Genomic DNA, 17,136 nt, shown 5'->3' with positions numbered 1-17,136 from the left:
ACAGATTGGCTTCCAGCGCGTAGGCCACATTTCAGGCTACGCAAATCAATGCTGGTGAAGCGACGAAAGGATATCCGTGAGCAATACGGACAAAGCCGCAGCACAGGATTACGCATCCCTGAAGCTGCCGGAACTGCGCAAGCTTGCTGCAGAGCGCGGCCTTCGAGGCGTCTCTGGTTTGCGCAAGGGGGACCTCATCACTGCACTGACCACTGGCCAGGTTCCAGCCAAGGCCGCCAAAGCTGCCAAGGCCGCAAAGCCCGTAGCGGACGCTGTGCCTGCCGACGCCGCGGCGAAGCAGGAATCTGCAGCCGATGCAGCTGAATCGACGAAGGCTGGCGCAAACCCGCGCCGGGTTCGTAAGGCTACCCGCAAGGCTGGTGCTGCACACGACCACGCAGCGCGCGACCACGCGGACAAGGACAATTCCGCAAACGCCGCAAACGCCGCAAACGCCGCTGCCGCCGAGGCTCAGAACGAGAACAAGAGCGAGCAGAAGGGCGAGCAGAAGGGCGACGAGCAGCGCTATGAGTCCCGTTCCCAGGCCCGTCGTGCCCGCCGTAACCGTGCTCGCCGCCAAGAGCGCGAGAACGCCGAGAACAACAAGTCGGACAACGACTCTGGCAATGGCGCTGCGAGCGAGGGTTCCCAAGATTCCTCCAGCGAGCAGCAGGGCAACCAGGACAAGCGCGAGAACAACGACCGCGGCGACCGTAACGACCGCGGCGACCGCAACGACCGCAATGACCGTGGTGGTCGCAACAATCGTCGCAACACCGATGATGACGATGACAACAACGGCGGACGCCGTAACCGCCGCAACCGTCGCAACCGCCGCAACCGTGGCGGCAACGACAACAACGGCGGCGGCAATGACCTGCAGATCCGTGAGGGTGATGAGGTGCAGGCAGTCGGCGGCATCCTCGAGGTCGTGGACAACAACGTAGCCTTCCTGCGCACCACCGGTTACCGCGCGGCAAGCTCCGACGTCTTCGTGAACAACAACCTCGTTCGCCGTCTGGGCCTGCGCTCTGGCGACGCCCTGACCGGTAAGGTCAAGGTCTCCGGCCCAACGCACACCCACGGCAATGGCCGCAACCGCCGTAAGTACAACCAGTTGGTGCAGGTTGACACGGTTAACGGTGCGGATCCTTCGACCGCGCAGAACCGCCCGCACTTCTCCAAGCTGACCCCGCTGTACCCGAACCAGCGCCTGCGTCTGGAGACCGATCCGAAGATCCTGACCACCCGCGTCATTGACCTCATCATGCCGATCGGTAAGGGCCAGCGCGCGCTCATCGTCTCCCCACCTAAGGCCGGTAAGACCACCATCCTGCAGAACATCGCCAACGCGATCTCCGCAAATAACCCAGAGTGCTACCTCATGGTCGTCCTCGTCGACGAGCGCCCAGAAGAGGTCACCGACATGCAGCGCAGCGTCAAGGGCGAGGTCATTGCCTCCACCTTCGACCGCCCGCCATCAGAGCACACCTCCGTGGCCGAGCTCGCCATCGAGCGCGCAAAGCGTCTCGTGGAGCAGGGCAAGGACGTCGTCGTCCTGCTCGACTCCATCACCCGCCTAGGCCGTGCATACAACAACTCCTCGCCGGCTTCCGGCCGCATCCTCTCCGGCGGTGTGGACTCCAACGCCCTTTACCCGCCGAAGCGTTTCCTCGGTGCTGCCCGCAACATCGAAGACGGCGGCTCCCTGACTATCATCGCTACCGCAATGGTCGAGACCGGCTCCACCGGAGACACCGTCATCTTCGAGGAGTTTAAGGGCACCGGCAACGCCGAGCTCAAGCTCGACCGCGCTATCTCCGAGCGCCGCATCTTCCCGGCTGTCGACGTTAACCCGTCTGGCACCCGTAAGGACGAGCTGCTGCTCGTTCCGGAAGAAGCGCGCATCATGACCAAGCTGCGCCGCATCCTGTCCGGCCTAGACTCCTTCGCCGCGATCGACTTGCTCATCAAGCAGCTCAAGAAGACCCGCTCCAACGGCGAGTTCCTCATGCAGGTGGCAAGCTCTGCACCGATGGTTGCTGACAAGGAAGCTGAGGATTACATCTAATGGCAAGCCAAGTTTCACTCGTTGACGACATCGTCTCCGAGTACCAGGGCATCGAAATGCAGATGGGCGACCCAGAGGTCGCCGGCGATCAGAAGCTCTTCCGCAAGCTTTCCAAGCGCTACGCGGAGCTGCGTCCTATCGTTGCCGTCAACAACGACCTGATCCAGGCACGTCAGGACCTCGAGGACGCCAAGGAAATGGCATACGAGGACCATGACTTTCAGGACGAGGTCGATCGCCTTGAGCCGCTGGTAGTCGAGCTCGAAGAAAAGCTCGCCGACCTGCTCGCGCCGCGCGATGAGCACGACTCCGAGGACATCATCATGGAGATCAAGGCCGGTGCCGGTGGCGAAGAGGCAGCCCTTTTCGCAGGCGACTTGGCCCGTATGTACGAGCGCTTCGCCGACAAGGCTGGATTCCAGTGGGAAGTCTTGGGAATCAACGAGTCCGACCTCGGCGGCGTGAAGGACATGTCCATCTCCTTCAAGTCCAAGACCCCGTCCCGCGACGGCGCTTGGTCCGTATTCAAGTTCGAGGGTGGCGTGCACCGCGTGCAGCGCGTCCCGGTCACCGAGTCCCAGGGCCGCATCCAAACCTCCGCCGCTGGCGTGCTGGTGTACCCAGAGCCGGACGAGGTAGAGTCCGTCAACATCGACGAGAAGGACCTGCGCGTCGACGTTTACCGTTCCTCCGGTAAGGGCGGCCAGGGCGTTAACACCACTGACTCCGCAGTGCGTATCACGCACCTTCCCACCGGCTTGGTGGTGACCTGTCAGAAGGAGCGTTCCCAGATTCAGAACAAGGCCCGTGCACTGCAGGTGCTGCAGGCCCGCCTGGATCAGATTGAGCGCGAAGCTCGCGAGGCCGAGGCCGGCGAGCAGCGTGCTTCCCAGGTCCGTACCCTGGACCGCTCGGAGCGCATCCGCACCTACAACTGGCCGGAGAACCGCATTACCGATCACCGCATTGGCTACAAGGCCAACAACCTGGATGCCGTGCTCAACGGTGACATGCAGGATCTCATTACCGCCCTGCAGGCCCAAGAGCGAGCTGAGCGCTTGGAGGCGGAAGGCTAAAGGTGGCTTTTCACACCTACGCAGAAGCGCTTCGCGACGCCGCGGAGCGCTTTCGCGCATCTGGAGTTCCCAGCCCCGAGTGGGATGCCCGTTTGTTGGCCGCCGAGCTCATCGGCTGCGGGCACATGGACATAGACCTTGATGCAGCTCCCATCCCGGGCTTCGACATCGCGTACGAGGGCTGGGTGGCGCGCCGTGCTGCCCGCGAGCCGCTGCAACACATCCTCGGTACTGCGTGGTTTGGCCCGCTTGAGCTCGAGGTCGGACCAGGCGTGTTCATCCCGCGCCCCGAGACTGAAGTCCTGGCGGATTGGGGAGTGCGCATGCTTCGCGACGTCGCTAAGCACACAGCTCTTACAGTTCCCGCGTCGCCTCCGCGTGTCGTCGACCTGTGTACCGGTAGCGGCGCGCTGGCCGGCTACGTCAAGCACGAAATGCCGGAAGCCGAGGTGTACGCGGTCGAGCTCTCCGATGAGGCGTTTTCCTATGCGCAGCGCAACCTCTCCCGCGTAGCCGCCGAGGGGCTGAGGCTTGTCCAGGGCGACGCGACTGCGCCTGCGACCTTGCGCAAGCTCGACGGCAGCGTCGACCTCGTGCTCACCAATCCGCCCTATGTGCCGGAAACCCTAGATCTCGAACCCGAGGTCTACCACGATCCACACATGGCAGTCTTTGGTGGGGAAGACGGTATGGCTATAATCAACCGCCTCGTCCCGCGCATCGCGGAGCTGCTCAAGCCCGGCGGCCGAGTGGGCATCGAGCACGACGACGCCACCAGCGCTGCAGTGCAGGCTGTGCTCCACGCTGATGGACGGTTCACTGATATTGCCGTGCTGCGGGATCTGACAGGGACCGCCCGTTTCGTTACGGCGCGCAAAAGTGTAAGCGCCTACTCCGCAGGAGTACAGTAGGTTGGTCTGTAAACATGAAGTGAGGAAAGCATGCAGGGAAAGATTTATAACTGCGCCGACCAAGCAGAGCGCGAAGAGGGAATGGCACTCGCAGTAAAGGCTGCGAAGTCGGGCCGACTGGTTGTGATGCCAACTGACACTCTTTACGGCCTGGGCTGCGATGCGTTCGACAACGACGCCGTGGCAAGCCTGCTGGCCACCAAGCATCGCGGTCCTGACATGCCGGTCCCAGTACTGGTGGGATCGTGGGACACAATCCGCGGCCTGGTTGCCAGCTACACCGATACTGCACGTACCTTGGTCGAGGCTTTCTGGCCGGGCGGCCTGTCCATCGTGGTGCCACAGGCACCGTCTCTGCCCTGGAACCTCGGCGATACCCGCGGCACCGTGATGCTTCGCATGCCGCTGCACCCGATCGCGATTGAACTGTTGCGCGAGGTAGGCCCCATGGCTGTGTCTTCCGCAAACATTTCCGGCCAGACCCCGCCGACCACCGCGCTTGAGGCAAAGCAGCAGCTGGGTAAAGCCGTGACCGTTTACCTCGATGGCGGCGAGACCGCAATTGGCAAGCCTTCCACCATCATCGATCTCTCCGGGGAGCGTCCGTACCTGCTGCGCGAGGGTGCGCTGTCCGCGGAGGAAATCGCTGCGGTTATTGGTGTGGCCGCAGAGTCTCTGCGTACCCGTCCTGGCGCCTAGGCGCTGAGGCGTAGTAGTGCCTAGGCGCTGAGGCGCAGTAGCAAAGACAAGAACCCGAGCGAAAAGGAGAGTGTGTGGGCGGAACTGGAGTACCGCTGCGCGAGATAGCCCTCGTTATTCTCGTCGCAGCGACCTTTACCTATCTTGCCACTGGCTTAGTTCGGAGCTTTTTGGTCCGCACTGGCCGAGTGGCAGAAATTCGCTTGCGAGATTCGCATTCTCAACCCACCCCGCAGATGGGCGGCGTGGCGATGTTTACCGGGTTTGCGGCCGCGGTATTCATTGCGGGCCAGTTTCCAGCCTTGACTCGCGGCTTTATGCCCGTTACCCCAGAGATGAACGCGGTCTTATGGGCGGCGCTGGCCGTAGTGCTTGTGGGCGTCATCGACGATCTTGTTGAGCTCAGTGCGGTAGTCAAACTAGTGGGCCAATTACTGGCCGCTGGAATCATGAGCGGCCTCGGCCTGACGTGGACGTTGCTCTTCATTCCGCTGGGGGATGGAACTACGGTTCTTCTTGATCAAATCCAGGGCACACTCTTGACTACGTTCTTTACGGTACTGCTGATTAACGCTATGAACTTCGTGGATGGGCTTGACGGTCTCGCCGCCGGCCTAGGTCTTATTGCAGGCGCCGCGATCCTGGTATTTTCCCTGACCGTCTTGCATGATCAAGGTGGTGCGGTCTCCGCATATCCGCCCGCAATCATCGCGGCAGCGCTGGTGGGTATCTGTGCCGGATTCCTGCCCCACAACTTTGAGCCTTCTCGTATCTTCATGGGGGACAGTGGCTCGATGCTCATTGGTCTGCTGCTGGCGGCGGCTTCGACGTCTGCCTCGGGCAAGATCAATATGTCCTTGTATGGCACTGTCGACATGGTGGCTCTCGCCTCGCCGTTCATCGTCGTGGCCGCTGCTGTATTTATTCCAGTCCTGGACCTTGTCTGGGCGGTTATTCGCCGCCTCTCGCAGGGGCGTTCGCCATTCTCGGCGGACAAAGCGCACATCCACCACCGTCTCTTGTCCTTGGGGCATACTCACCGCCGAACCGTACTCGTCCTCTATTTGTGGGTATCCGCTGTAGCTTTTGGGGCGGTGTCTTTTTCCATAGTCCCGCCGGTTCTCGCAACGACTATTACGGTGCTGGCTTTGCTCTTTGCCTTCGGCGTCACGCTCATCCCACTTCGCCAGGGCAAGCTCGGACGGGCCAACCCTGGCGCCACAGTAGTGACCCATACGGATCCTTCCTAGACGGGGGCGTGATGTAGGCTTTTTGCCTATGACTAACAACGCCGCGAATGATGCGCCGATTAACAAGGTTGAAGACTTTGATGATCCAGTTTTGCCGCTCAAGCGTGCCTTAAACTTCGGCTCGATGGCACTGGTAGCGATAACTATCTTGTCCCTGGCTGTCTGGGGTAGTATGCGCGGACTACCCGGCATTTGGGGCGTCGTAATTGGCGCTGGCATCGGCGGCGGTTTCGTACTGCTGACTGTGGTGTCTGTGCTCGCTGCATCCAAGACTTCGCCGACCAATACCATCATCGTGGTGATGGGCAGCTGGCTGGTGAAGATCTTGGTCCTCATTATCATCTTGGCCGTGATCCGCGACCTTGAGTTTTACGACAAGATGGCCATGTTTGTGACCGTAGTCTTGGCGCTCTTGGCGACTCTCGGCACGGAGGCATGGGGCGTAGTCAGTGCCCGCGTATCTTACGTGCATTAAATTCTCGCGCTAACCCATGTTTGCCGCACTTATCGGCCTTTACCCCGTGGTGGGTGGACATTCGTTGTCTGCTTACCCGGGGTGGCTTATGTTTTGCGCCATATAACCCGAATGTGGGGCAGGTACCTTCCTTGGGGGAACGTGTGAAAAGTGTGTAAATTCCACCCCCGGGGTGGTGCATATTTCCTGTGTGTGACAAAGGCCATAAAAGATCTTTTGCCTAGTCATAAGCCTTAAAAGTGGGAAATAGCGAAGCGGGGCGGGGTGGTGTCATTTCGGCTCCACCCTGCTACACGTCTCAAACGCGCTGAACTGATATTATTTCGTGCGGGTTACCGCGGAACCGAAATATTTTCCTTGCTAGCTGCGAGGTCATTGAAATTTCGGCTCCCGCGCGGTCAATCCCTGTCACTTCTTCGAAGATGTGCGACGGAGTCCGAAGTCGTGACAGAGAGCTTGAGACGTCCATCGCACCGTCCGCAATATCCAATTGCGGCGGCCCTAACACGGGAGAGAACGCTGAGCGTTACAACATTGGCCATGAAAGGGCACTTCCACGCGCCTGATCTGGGTGAAGAATTCTTCCCGGGGCAAGTAGATGCTAACCATCTGTTCTTCGGCGACTTTGCCGACGGATGGTTCGCGCTTGATCGCCTAATGCTGGTGCGCATCTTGATGACGCTGGTATTGGTGGTTCTTTTCATGTTGGCCTTTAAGAACCCTAAGTTGGTTCCAAAGGGTCTGCAGAATGTCGGCGAGCATGCGGTCGATTTTGTCCGCATCTACATCGCCGAAGACATCTTGGGTAAGAAGGAGGCGAAGCGATTCCTCCCGGTTATCGCGACGATCTTCTTCGCAGTCCTGTTTATGAACGTACCGACCATCATCCCGGGACTTAACGTCTCGCCGAATGGTCGTATCGGTATGCCTATCGTTCTTGCAGCGGTTTCGTACATCGCAATGATTTACGCCGGTGCAAAGCGCTACGGTTTCGGCAAGTTTGTTAAGTCCTCGGTGGTTATTCCTAACCTTCCGCCGGTCCTGCACTTGCTCGTTGTGCCGATCGAGTTCTTCTCGACCTTCATTCTGCGACCAGTTACCCTCGCCATTCGTCTCATGGCGAACTTCTTGGCTGGACACATCATTCTGGTCCTCCTGTTCTCTGCGTCGAACTTCTTCTTCTGGCAGCTGAACGGTTGGACGGCACTGTCTGGTTTGACCATTGTTCTGGGACTTGCATTCAGCTTGTTCGAGCTCCTGGTCATCTTCCTGCAGGCCTACATCTTCGCCCTTCTGACGGCGGTGTACATCGAACTGTCCCTCCACGCGGATTCGCACTAAGGACGAGGTCGACGAGCGCGACCGAGAAAAATCTCAACTTCACAGAAACTATCTCCCTGTCCGTGAGAATGCGGGCAGGACATACGAAAGGGAACGACTTTCACCATGAACGAAATCATTCTTGCACAGGATGCTGCCGCTAACCTCGACAGCTTGAAGGCTGTTGGCTACGGCCTCGCCGCGATCGGCCCTGGTATCGGTATCGGCATCGTTGCCGGTAAGACCGTTGAGGCTATGGCTCGCCAGCCTGAAATGGCCGGCCAGCTGCGTACCACCATGTTCCTTGGTATCGCCTTCACCGAGGCTCTTGCACTTATCGGCCTCGTTGCAGGCTTCCTGTTCTAAAAAGTTCGCGTTTTCCTAAACCAACCTTTTAAGACTGGAGACCACATGAACAACGTCTTTTATACGCTTGCGGCGGGGGAGGAGAACCCGGGTTCCGGCAGCTTCTCCGTCCTTCTGCCCAAGAACTATGACATTTTCTGGTCTTTGATCTGTTTCGTTGTCATCTTGTGGCTGTTCTGGAAGTTCGTTCTTCCGGCATACAACAAGATGCTCCAGGAGCGCGAGGACCGAATCGAGGGTGGCATGAAGCGTGCTGAGGCTCAGCAGGCTGAAGCTAAGGCTGCTCTCGAGAAGTACAACGCACAGCTTGCTGACGCACGTGCAGAAGCTGCAGAGATCCGTGAGCAGGCGCGCGAGCGCGGCAAGCAGATCGAGGCTGAGGCTAAGACCCAGGCCGAGGAAGAATCCCGCCGCATTGTCGCTTCTGGCGAGAAGCAGCTGCAGGCTTCCCGTGCACAGGTCATCTCCGAGCTGCGTTCCGAAATCGGACAGAACTCCATCAACTTGGCTGAGAAGCTGCTCGGCGGCGAGCTTTCGTCCGCTACCAAGCAGTCCTCCACGATTGACACCTTCCTGTCCGAGCTCGATTCTGTGGCACCGGCCGGAAAGTAGGCAACTATGAAGGCAGCTAGCCGCGAAGCTCTCGCGAGCGTTGAATCCCAGCTGGATCAGTTTCTGGCTTCGGACACCGCTGTTGCGAGCGCTGCACAGGCAGGTCTCGACCTCTTCGAGGTCGTCGATGTCCTTGATGCAGACCGCGAACTGCGCGTTGCGCTAACCGACGCCGCCGTTCCGGCCGACACCCGCAAGTCTCTGGTGCAGAACCTCTTTGGCTCCAAGATTGCTCCGATCGCCGCTCAGGTCATCGAAGCAGCTGCAGCCGAGCAGTGGTCCTCCACTCGTGACTTGGTCAAGGGTCTCGTATCCCTTGGTCGCCGCGCACTCCTGCGTGGTGCTGAGGCTCAGGGCCAGCTGGGCCAGGTGGAAGATGAGCTTTTCCGTCTGTCCAGCATCCTGAAGAACGAGGCAGAGCTGACCCAGTTGCTTTCCGATCGAACTGCTACGTCCGCACGTAAGCGCGGATTGCTGGCAAGCGTGCTCTACGGCAAGGTAACGATGTTCACTGAGGCGCTTGCGCTCCAGGCCATCGGCCGCCCTGAGCAGAACCCCATCGATGATGTCGCCGCTCTGGCCGACTACGCAGCGCAGCTGCAGGGTCGCACCATTGCACGCGTCACCACCGCGGGTGAGCTGAATGATAGCCAGCGTGCAGCACTCGCTGAGAAGCTGGGCAAAATTTATGGTCGTGCGATGTCCATTCACTCTGAGGTTGACACCAGCCTCCTCGGTGGTATGGCCATCCGCGTCGGCGATGAAGTTATCGACGGTTCCACGGCAGGCAAGATTGCCCGCCTGCGTGCCAAGATGGCTTAGCCGAAACGACAGAAATGATTAAGTAATTGCTGGAAGATACTACCGAGAGCAGGAAGAACATGGCGGAGCTGACGATCTCCTCCGATGAGATTCGTAGCGCGATTGCGAACTACACCTCGAGCTACTCCGCGGAGGCCTCCCGTGAGGAGGTCGGCGTGGTCATTTCGGCAGCTGACGGTATTGCGCAGGTTTCTGGCCTGCCATCCGTTATGGCGAATGAGCTGCTCGAGTTCCCAGGCGGCGTTATCGGCGTCGCACAGAACCTTGACACCAACTCCATCGGTGTCGTTGTCCTGGGCAACTTCGAGTCCCTCACCGAGGGCGACGAGGTCAAGAGGACTGGCGAAGTCCTTTCCATCCCCGTGGGCGAGGAATTCCTCGGCCGCGTTATCAACCCACTGGGCCAGCCGATCGACGGCCTGGGCCCAATCGCCGCTGAAGAGGACCGCGTCCTCGAGCTGCAGGCACCGTCCGTGCTGCAGCGTCAGCCGGTTGAAGAGCCGATGCAGACCGGCATCAAGGCTATTGACGCAATGACCCCGATTGGTCGTGGTCAGCGTCAGTTGGTCATTGGTGACCGTAAGACTGGTAAGACCGCAGTCTGCATCGACACCATCCTGAACCAGAAGGCTAACTGGGAGTCTGGCGACAAGGACAAGCAGGTACGTTGTATCTACGTCGCTATCGGCCAGAAGGGCTCCACCATTGCTGGAGTCCGCCACACCCTGGAGCAGCACGGCGCACTGGAGTACACCACCATCGTGGCTGCTCCGGCCTCCGACGCTGCCGGCTTCAAGTGGCTCGCCCCGTTCTCCGGTGCGGCCCTGGGTCAGCACTGGATGTACCAGGGCAACCACGTCCTGGTTATTTACGATGATCTCACCAAGCAGGCTGAGGCCTACCGTGCGATTTCCCTTCTGCTGCGCCGTCCGCCGGGCCGCGAGGCATACCCGGGCGACGTTTTCTACCTCCACTCCCGTCTGCTGGAGCGTGCTGCAAAGCTCTCCGACGACATGGGCGCAGGTTCTATGACCGCACTGCCGATCATCGAGACCAAGGCAAACGACGTTTCCGCCTTCATCCCGACCAACGTTATTTCCATTACCGACGGCCAGGTCTTCCTGGAGTCCGACCTGTTCAACCAGGGCGTCCGTCCGGCAATTAACGTCGGTGTGTCCGTCTCCCGTGTGGGTGGCGCTGCGCAGACCAAGGGCATGAAGAAGGTCGCCGGTAACCTGCGTCTTGAGCTTGCTGCTTACCGTGACCTGCAGGCATTCGCTGCCTTCGCTTCCGACCTCGACCCGGCCTCCAAGGCACAGCTCGAGCGCGGTGAGCGTCTGGTCGAGCTGCTCAAGCAGGCAGAGTCCTCCCCGCAGCCTGTCGAGTTCCAGATGGTTTCCATCTACTTGGCAGACCAGGGCATCTTCGATGTCGTTCCCGTCGAGGATGTACGTCGCTTCGAAGCTGAAGTTCACGAGTACCTGCACTCCAACACCCCACAGGTGTTCGAGCAGATCGCTGGTGGCCAGGCTCTGTCCGACGAGTCCAAGGATGCGCTCGTTAAGGCTGCAAAGGAATTCACCCCAACCTTCCGTACCTCCGAGGGCCACAACATTGGCTCCGAGGCACCGGTTGAGCCGCTCGACGCGGCTGAGGTGAAGAAGACCGAGCTCAACGTCTCCCGCAAGACGGCTAACTAGAGTCCGCACAGCTCTAAGAATCAACCGTCTAGATAAAAGAAGGGAGGAGCGAACACCATGGCTAATCTTCGTGAACTGCGTGACCGCATCAGGTCCGTTAATTCCACCAAGAAGATCACCAAGGCACAGGAGCTCATTGCTACCTCGCGCATTACCAAGGCACAGGCAAGGGTTGAGGCATCACTGCCTTACGCACACGAGCTTGCGAATGTTATGAACAGGCTCGCAGCGGCCAGCTCGCTGGATCACCCCATGCTTCGTGAACGTGAAGATGGCAAGGTCGCCGCTATTCTCGTGGTCTCTTCTGACCGCGGCATGTGCGGTGGCTACAATAACAACATCTTCAAGAAGGCAGCCGAGCTCGAAGCACTGCTCAAGAAGCAGGGCTACGAGACCGTCCGCTACGTCACGGGTAATAAAGGCGTTGGCTTCTACAAGTTCCGTGAAGCTGACGTTGCAGGCAGCTGGGCTGGTTTCTCCCAGGATCCGTCCTGGGAAACCACCCACGATGTCCGTCGTCACATGATTGACGGATTCATTGCAGGTTCGAAGGGTACCGCTAAGTACCGCGAAGGCATCAACACCGAGGGCGAGGCCATCCGTGGCTTCGACCAGGTCCACGTTGTGTATACCGAGTTCGAGTCCATGCTGACTCAGACCGCGCGTGCCCAGCAGTTGCTGCCAGTGGTTCCGGTCATCGAGGACGAGGAATTCCACCTCGGCGAGTCCGCGCTTTCCGACGCCGAGCCCGCTGATCAGGTCACCCCTGATTACGAGTTCGAGCCGGATGCGGACACGTTGATGGAGAGTCTGCTCCCGCAGTATGTCTCTCGCATCCTCTTCGCGATGTTCTTGGAGGCTTCCGCTTCCGAGTCCGCCGCTCGCCGTACCGCAATGAAGTCTGCTACTGACAACGCTACCGAGCTGGTCAAGAACCTCTCGCGCGTGGCCAACCAGGCTCGTCAGGCACAGATTACCCAGGAAATTACAGAGATCGTCGGTGGCGCTGGTGCGCTCGCCGAAAGCGCAGAAAGTGACTAGATTATGACTTCAGCTCTGCAAGAGCAGAACACACAGTCGTCGGCTGTTGCCGGCCGTGTGGTGCGCGTCATCGGTCCGGTCGTCGACGTGGAGTTCCCGCGTGGCGGACTGCCGGCACTGTACAACGCACTGACCGTCGAGATTACTCTCGAGGCTGTTGCAAAGACCGTCACCCTCGAGGTCGCTCAGCACCTCGGTGACAACCTCGTCCGTACCGTTTCCATGGCACCGACCGACGGCCTCGTCCGCGGCGCTACCGTGACCGATACTGGCAAGCCAATCTCCGTTCCAGTCGGCGATGTGGTCAAGGGCCACGTCTTCAACGCACTGGGCGACTGCCTCGACCAGCCTGGTCTGGGCCGCGACGGCGAGCAGTGGGGCATCCACCGTGAGCCGCCAGCATTCGACCAGCTCGAGGGCAAGACCGAAATCCTGGAGACCGGTATTAAGGTTATCGACCTCCTGACCCCGTACGTGAAGGGCGGCAAGATCGGCCTCTTCGGCGGTGCAGGTGTTGGTAAGACCGTTCTTATCCAGGAGATGATTACTCGTATCGCACGCGAGTTCTCCGGTACTTCCGTCTTCGCCGGCGTCGGCGAGCGTACCCGTGAGGGCACCGACCTCTTCCTCGAAATGGAAGAGATGGGCGTTCTCCAGGACACCGCCCTCGTGTTCGGCCAGATGGATGAGCCGCCAGGAGTCCGTATGCGCGTGGCTCTGTCCGGCCTGACCATGGCGGAGTACTTCCGCGATGTGCAGAACCAGGACGTGCTGCTGTTCATCGACAACATCTTCCGTTTCACCCAGGCAGGTTCTGAGGTTTCGACCCTGCTGGGCCGTATGCCTTCCGCCGTTGGCTACCAGCCAACCCTGGCTGACGAGATGGGTGTCCTGCAGGAGCGCATTACCTCCACGAAGGGCAAGTCGATTACCTCTCTGCAGGCCGTTTACGTTCCTGCGGATGACTACACCGACCCGGCTCCGGCCACCACCTTCGCCCACCTCGATGCAACCACCGAGTTGGACCGTGGTATTGCTTCCAAGGGTATTTACCCGGCTGTGAACCCGCTGACTTCTACCTCTCGTATTCTGGAGCCGTCCATCGTGGGCGAGCACCACTACGAAGTTGCACAGCGTGTTATTCACATCCTGCAGAAGAACAAGGAACTCCAGGACATCATCGCCATCCTTGGTATGGACGAGCTGTCTGAGGAGGACAAGGTCACCGTTCAGCGTGCACGTCGTATCGAGCGCTTCCTGGGCCAGAACTTCTTCGTCGCAGAGAAGTTCACCGGCCTGCCAGGCTCCTACGTCCCGCTGACCGAGACCATCGACGCTTTCGAGCGCATCTGCAACGGCGAGTTCGATCACTACCCAGAGCAGGCCTTCAACGGCCTGGGTGGCTTGGACGACGTCGAGGCTGCGTACAAGAAGCTCACCGAGAAGTAGGGAGTGGCACATGGCTGACATCACCGCTGAATTGGTATCCGTCGAGCGCATGCTGTGGTCTGGACAGGCCACGCTGGTTACGGCTGAGACCACCGAGGGTGAGATCGGCGTGCTTCCTGGTCACGAGCCATTGGTCGGCCAGCTGGCTGAGAACGGCGTCGTGACCATCCACCCAGTGGACGGCGAGCGCCTCGTCGCTGCGGTCCAGGGTGGCTTCCTCTCCGTGTCCAGGGACAAGATCACTGTCCTCGCCAACTGGGCCACCTGGTCCACCGAAGTTGATGAGGCACAGGCTTCCGAAGACCAGAAGTCTGACGAAGCTCTCGTCCACAACCGCGGTGCAGCCGCACAGCGTGCTGTGCGCCGCGCCAACAAGGGCTAGGAGAGTAACGGGCAGCAAAGCCCTTCCGCTCTCGAAGCGCTCCATTTCCTCCACACGAGGAGATGGAGCGCTTTTTCTATCTCGCCATTCATTAGCTCGATTAGTGGCATTTGGTGCAACTAAAGCGCTAGAATTCATTCATCAGCTACGGTTGCCTAGCAGTAAGGAGCACCTGAATATGAATTCATCAGTAATTGGTTTGTTCCTTCTTGCGTTGGGGCTCATTGTGTTGGCCTGTTTGTTCCTCGCCGCACGCCGTTTCTTTATGCTGCGTGAGCGCGGGACCTCAGTACTGCTGCGTTCCTTGCCGGCTAAGGATTCCCACACTTGGCGCCATGGTGTGATGCGCTACAACGGCGAGTACGTTGAATACTTCAAGCTTCGCTCCGTTTCACTGCAAGCAGACCTGCGCTTTAATCGCCTCGACGTCGAACTAATTGGCACGCGCCCATTGGACGATGACGAGGCTGCTTTCATGTCTGAGGGGCAATCAGTGCTGCATTTCTCCTTGGGCGGGCAGGAGTATGAGATCGCCTCGGATTCGCACGGCATCATGGGGCTTACGGCTTGGATTGAGGCTGCCCCATCGAAGCGTCAGGAGAGGCTGGATTACCGTCAGCTTCGGCAGCGGGCGACCCGCTTTGCTAAAGAACAGTAGCCAACCTATAGGGTAGAGGGCATGCGTTTAGTCATCGCCCGTTGCTCAGTAGATTATGTTGGCCGCTTGGATGCTCACCTGCCCATGGCGGACCGCCTTGTGCTAGTTAAGGCCGATGGCTCCGTGTCCATTCATGCCGACGACCGCGCCTACAAGCCGCTCAACTGGATGACCCCACCCTGCACGCTCGAAGAGTCCGCTATCACCGACATTGACGGCGAGGACACCGGCGAGCAACTGTGGCTCGTAGAAAACCCCAAAGGTGAGCAGCTGCGCATAACAATCGCAGAGATTCATCAGGACATCTCCGTGGAGCTGGGCGAAGACCCCGGCTTGGTCAAAGACGGAGTCGAGGCTCACCTGCAGGAGCTCCTTGCTGAGCACATCGACACACTCGGTGAGAATTATTCGCTGGTCCGTCGCGAATATCCCACCGCGATTGGCCCAGTAGACATCATGGCCAAGGACCAAGACAACAAGTTCGTGGCCGTCGAGGTCAAGCGGCGCGGCGGTATCGACGGCGTCGAACAGCTCACCCGCTACCTTGAGTTGCTCAACCGCGATGAACTTCTTGCTCCTGTGCAGGGCGTGTTCGCCGCCCAAGAGATTAAGCCGCAGGCGCGCACACTCGCCGAAGACCGCGGTATCCGCTGTGTCATCCTGGACTACCAGGACCTCCGCGGGATTGAATCGAACGAACTGCGGTTGTTCTAGTGCCACGTCGCAACCGCCGTAATCGCCCTGAACTGCGTCCTCTTCCTAAGGACGGATCCACCTTCTTCGGTTCCCAGACAGTCGAGGGCACTAAATGGACCCACGGCGAACCTTTCATTATGCGCCACATTGGCAGCGCCGCCGCCACGAAGTTTTATATCTGTCCGGGATGTAATCAAAACATCCCGCCACGCGTGGCTCATATCGTGGCCTGGCCTCGCGATACCGGTGGTAGGGAAGAAGACCGTAGGCACTGGCACCGGCACTGTTGGGAGCGTAGGTAGGATAGCGGGCATGATTGTTGCATTTTCTGTAGCGCCAACCGTCGTTGGCGATGAAACCGCAGAGATGTCCGCGGCCGTAGCCGAGGCAGTGCGCGTCGTTCGCGCTTCCGGGCTCCCCAATGAAACAAATGCCATGTTCACCCTCGTGGAGGGAGAATGGGACGAGGTCTTCGCGGTCATCAAGGAGGCAACCGACGCCGTGCGCCAGGTTTCTCCCCGTACGTCCTTGGTCATCAAGGCCGATATCCGCGAAGGCGTGACCGGGCAGCTCACACAAAAAGTAGACTCTGTTAATCGTCGTCTGGAGGAAAAGAAGTGACCGGACCTTACGTAGGCGGTGCCCTCGACCTGGGCGCCTTGAAGAAGAAGGCAGAAGCGCCTAACGATGCCCCCGCAGGCATCGCGGCTTTCTTCGAGGTCACCGAGGAGAACTTCGAAGCAGAATTAATCCGCCGCTCCGCTGAGGTGCCTGTCATTGCACTCATCGGTTCCCCGCGCTCACCTGCTTCCGAGCAGCTCAAAGCTGATCTCAAGTCCCTGGCGGAGGCCGGTAACTTAAGCTTCATCGTCGGCTACATCAACGCCGACGTGGTGCCCCAGGTGGCTCAGGTCTTCGGTGTCCAGAACCTGCCGACCACCGTCGCCATCGCTGCAGGCCAGCCCGTCACCAACTTTGAGGGAGCTCAGCCAAAGGATGCCCTTGAGCAGTGGACTGGCACCCTCGTTGAGAAACTCGGTCCGCAGCTGCGCGGCTTAAGCGGTGGGGAAGCACAAGAGGAATCTGAGGCGCCGGATTCCCGCCTGCACGTCGCTGAGGAAGCCTTGAATAGCGGCGACTTCGACGCCGCTATCGCACAGTATGACGAAATCCTGGCTTCTGAACCCGACAACGTGGAGATCAAACAGGCGCGCAACACCACGGTGCTGCTCAAGCGCCTCGACCCTGCCAATCGCAGTGAGGATCCAGTGGCGGCAGCGGACGCGGAACCGCAGGACGTCGCCAAGCAGCTCGATGCAGCCGACGCCGAGGCAGTCGCCGGCACTCCCGAAAAGGCGTTTGACCGCCTGATTGAGGGTATGAAACGTACCGCGGGTGACGAGAAGCAAACACTCAAGGACCGTCTGCTGGAGCTGTTTGGACTCTTCGAGTCTTCGGACCCGCGTGTACTTAAGGCGCGCACCCAACTCGCCAGCGCCCTGTACTAGGCAGGGGCAAGGGGTAGACAGCGCTCCTGCTTACCCCCATTCTGAAAAGTCCGATTCTCCCATTTTTCTGGACTTGGGGGACTGGCTATTAACCCCGGCT

At 59.6% G+C, this 17,136-nt stretch carries 19 protein-coding genes; all 19 read left to right on the top strand.

All coding sequences use genetic code 11. The features are described from left to right. Positions 1-76 precede the first annotated feature (76 nt). Complete coding sequence (gene rho, locus CHU71_RS07825) at positions 77-2,071, top strand: transcription termination factor Rho (protein ID WP_147760715.1); 1,995 nt, start codon at positions 77-79, stop codon at positions 2,069-2,071. Further along, positions 2,071-3,147 (top strand): peptide chain release factor 1, encoded by a 1,077-nt coding sequence (prfA, locus tag CHU71_RS07820; RefSeq protein WP_147760714.1) that lies wholly within the window; start codon positions 2,071-2,073, stop codon positions 3,145-3,147. Before rho ends, prfA begins: the two co-directional genes overlap by 1 nt. Positions 3,148-3,149: 2 nt before the next feature. Then, the gene (gene prmC / locus CHU71_RS07815) at positions 3,150-4,058 is read left to right on the top strand and encodes a peptide chain release factor N(5)-glutamine methyltransferase (protein WP_147760713.1); all 909 of its coding nucleotides are present in this window, start codon (positions 3,150-3,152) and stop codon (positions 4,056-4,058) included. A gap of 30 nt (positions 4,059-4,088) precedes the next feature. Further along, positions 4,089-4,757, top strand: coding sequence for an L-threonylcarbamoyladenylate synthase (locus CHU71_RS07810; RefSeq protein ID WP_147760712.1), 669 nt, complete (start codon positions 4,089-4,091; stop codon positions 4,755-4,757). A 74-nt stretch (positions 4,758-4,831) separates the two neighbouring features. Then, entirely contained in the window at positions 4,832-6,007 is a 1,176-nt protein-coding gene (locus CHU71_RS07805; protein ID WP_147760711.1) for an MraY family glycosyltransferase, read from the top strand. 28 nt (positions 6,008-6,035) lie between these two features. Further along, the gene (locus CHU71_RS07800) at positions 6,036-6,482 is read left to right on the top strand and encodes a hypothetical protein (protein WP_049062703.1); all 447 of its coding nucleotides are present in this window, start codon (positions 6,036-6,038) and stop codon (positions 6,480-6,482) included. Positions 6,483-7,022: 540 nt separating this feature from the next. After that, entirely contained in the window at positions 7,023-7,823 is an 801-nt protein-coding gene (gene atpB / locus CHU71_RS07795; protein WP_046645535.1) for a F0F1 ATP synthase subunit A, read from the top strand. Between the two features lie 105 nt (positions 7,824-7,928). Further along, positions 7,929-8,168 (top strand): ATP synthase F0 subunit C, encoded by a 240-nt coding sequence (locus CHU71_RS07790; RefSeq protein WP_005532052.1) that lies wholly within the window; start codon positions 7,929-7,931, stop codon positions 8,166-8,168. Between the two features lie 45 nt (positions 8,169-8,213). Continuing rightward, positions 8,214-8,780: a F0F1 ATP synthase subunit B gene (locus CHU71_RS07785; RefSeq protein WP_046645536.1), complete on the top strand. Its 567-nt coding sequence runs from the start codon at positions 8,214-8,216 to the stop codon at positions 8,778-8,780. A gap of 6 nt (positions 8,781-8,786) precedes the next feature. Then, the gene (locus CHU71_RS07780; RefSeq protein ID WP_100086854.1) at positions 8,787-9,602 is read left to right on the top strand and encodes a F0F1 ATP synthase subunit delta; all 816 of its coding nucleotides are present in this window, start codon (positions 8,787-8,789) and stop codon (positions 9,600-9,602) included. A 59-nt stretch (positions 9,603-9,661) separates the two neighbouring features. After that, entirely contained in the window at positions 9,662-11,302 is a 1,641-nt protein-coding gene (gene atpA, locus CHU71_RS07775) for a F0F1 ATP synthase subunit alpha (protein ID WP_046645538.1), read from the top strand. Positions 11,303-11,359: 57 nt separating this feature from the next. After that, positions 11,360-12,343: a F0F1 ATP synthase subunit gamma gene (locus tag CHU71_RS07770; RefSeq protein WP_049062706.1), complete on the top strand. Its 984-nt coding sequence runs from the start codon at positions 11,360-11,362 to the stop codon at positions 12,341-12,343. Positions 12,344-12,346: 3 nt separating this feature from the next. Beyond that, positions 12,347-13,792 (top strand): F0F1 ATP synthase subunit beta, encoded by a 1,446-nt coding sequence (atpD, locus tag CHU71_RS07765; RefSeq protein WP_005532061.1) that lies wholly within the window; start codon positions 12,347-12,349, stop codon positions 13,790-13,792. 10 nt (positions 13,793-13,802) lie between these two features. Further along, on the top strand, positions 13,803-14,174 hold the full coding sequence (locus tag CHU71_RS07760; protein ID WP_005532062.1) for a F0F1 ATP synthase subunit epsilon: 372 nt from the start codon (positions 13,803-13,805) through the stop codon (positions 14,172-14,174). Positions 14,175-14,352: 178 nt separating this feature from the next. Further along, positions 14,353-14,832 carry a DUF2550 domain-containing protein gene (locus tag CHU71_RS07755; RefSeq protein WP_100086855.1) on the top strand — a complete coding sequence of 160 codons (480 nt, stop codon included), beginning with the start codon at positions 14,353-14,355 and terminating at the stop codon, positions 14,830-14,832. A gap of 21 nt (positions 14,833-14,853) precedes the next feature. Next, entirely contained in the window at positions 14,854-15,546 is a 693-nt protein-coding gene (gene nucS, locus CHU71_RS07750; RefSeq protein ID WP_046645542.1) for an endonuclease NucS, read from the top strand. Continuing rightward, positions 15,546-15,830, top strand: coding sequence for a hypothetical protein (locus tag CHU71_RS13040; RefSeq protein WP_100086856.1), 285 nt, complete (start codon positions 15,546-15,548; stop codon positions 15,828-15,830). The genes nucS and CHU71_RS13040 overlap by 1 nt, the downstream gene beginning before the upstream one ends. Positions 15,831-15,840: 10 nt before the next feature. Continuing rightward, complete coding sequence (locus CHU71_RS07740; protein WP_046645543.1) at positions 15,841-16,149, top strand: MTH1187 family thiamine-binding protein; 309 nt, start codon at positions 15,841-15,843, stop codon at positions 16,147-16,149. Then, positions 16,146-17,036, top strand: a complete 891-nt coding sequence (locus CHU71_RS07735) for a tetratricopeptide repeat protein (protein ID WP_100086857.1) — start codon at positions 16,146-16,148, stop codon at positions 17,034-17,036. The genes CHU71_RS07740 and CHU71_RS07735 overlap by 4 nt, the downstream gene beginning before the upstream one ends. Positions 17,037-17,136 lie beyond the last annotated feature (100 nt).

Origin of the sequence: Corynebacterium sp. LK14, from assembly GCF_008042215.1 — a bacterium.
GTDB lineage: Bacteria > Actinomycetota > Actinomycetes > Mycobacteriales > Mycobacteriaceae > Corynebacterium > Corynebacterium striatum.
The sequence above is the reverse complement of the archived record's forward strand: the minus strand, read 5'-3'. Positions and strand labels throughout refer to the sequence as shown.

What these genes read in the sequence shown, in the direction of transcription:
- atpD (WP_005532061.1), top strand. Translation starts at nt 12,347, where the DNA reads ATGACTTCAGCTCTGCAAGAGCAGAACACACAGTCGTCGGCTGTTGCC.
- nucS (WP_046645542.1), top strand. Translation starts at nt 14,854, where the DNA reads ATGCGTTTAGTCATCGCCCGTTGCTCAGTAGATTATGTTGGCCGCTTG.
- CHU71_RS07790 (WP_005532052.1), top strand. Translation starts at nt 7,929, where the DNA reads ATGAACGAAATCATTCTTGCACAGGATGCTGCCGCTAACCTCGACAGC.
- CHU71_RS07770 (WP_049062706.1), top strand. Translation starts at nt 11,360, where the DNA reads ATGGCTAATCTTCGTGAACTGCGTGACCGCATCAGGTCCGTTAATTCC.
- atpB (WP_046645535.1), top strand. Translation starts at nt 7,023, where the DNA reads ATGAAAGGGCACTTCCACGCGCCTGATCTGGGTGAAGAATTCTTCCCG.
- prfA (WP_147760714.1), top strand. Translation starts at nt 2,071, where the DNA reads ATGGCAAGCCAAGTTTCACTCGTTGACGACATCGTCTCCGAGTACCAG.
- atpA (WP_046645538.1), top strand. Translation starts at nt 9,662, where the DNA reads ATGGCGGAGCTGACGATCTCCTCCGATGAGATTCGTAGCGCGATTGCG.
- CHU71_RS07760 (WP_005532062.1), top strand. Translation starts at nt 13,803, where the DNA reads ATGGCTGACATCACCGCTGAATTGGTATCCGTCGAGCGCATGCTGTGG.
- CHU71_RS07800 (WP_049062703.1), top strand. Translation starts at nt 6,036, where the DNA reads ATGACTAACAACGCCGCGAATGATGCGCCGATTAACAAGGTTGAAGAC.
- CHU71_RS07780 (WP_100086854.1), top strand. Translation starts at nt 8,787, where the DNA reads ATGAAGGCAGCTAGCCGCGAAGCTCTCGCGAGCGTTGAATCCCAGCTG.
- CHU71_RS07810 (WP_147760712.1), top strand. Translation starts at nt 4,089, where the DNA reads ATGCAGGGAAAGATTTATAACTGCGCCGACCAAGCAGAGCGCGAAGAG.
- CHU71_RS07740 (WP_046645543.1), top strand. Translation starts at nt 15,841, where the DNA reads ATGATTGTTGCATTTTCTGTAGCGCCAACCGTCGTTGGCGATGAAACC.
- CHU71_RS07755 (WP_100086855.1), top strand. Translation starts at nt 14,353, where the DNA reads ATGAATTCATCAGTAATTGGTTTGTTCCTTCTTGCGTTGGGGCTCATT.
- CHU71_RS07785 (WP_046645536.1), top strand. Translation starts at nt 8,214, where the DNA reads ATGAACAACGTCTTTTATACGCTTGCGGCGGGGGAGGAGAACCCGGGT.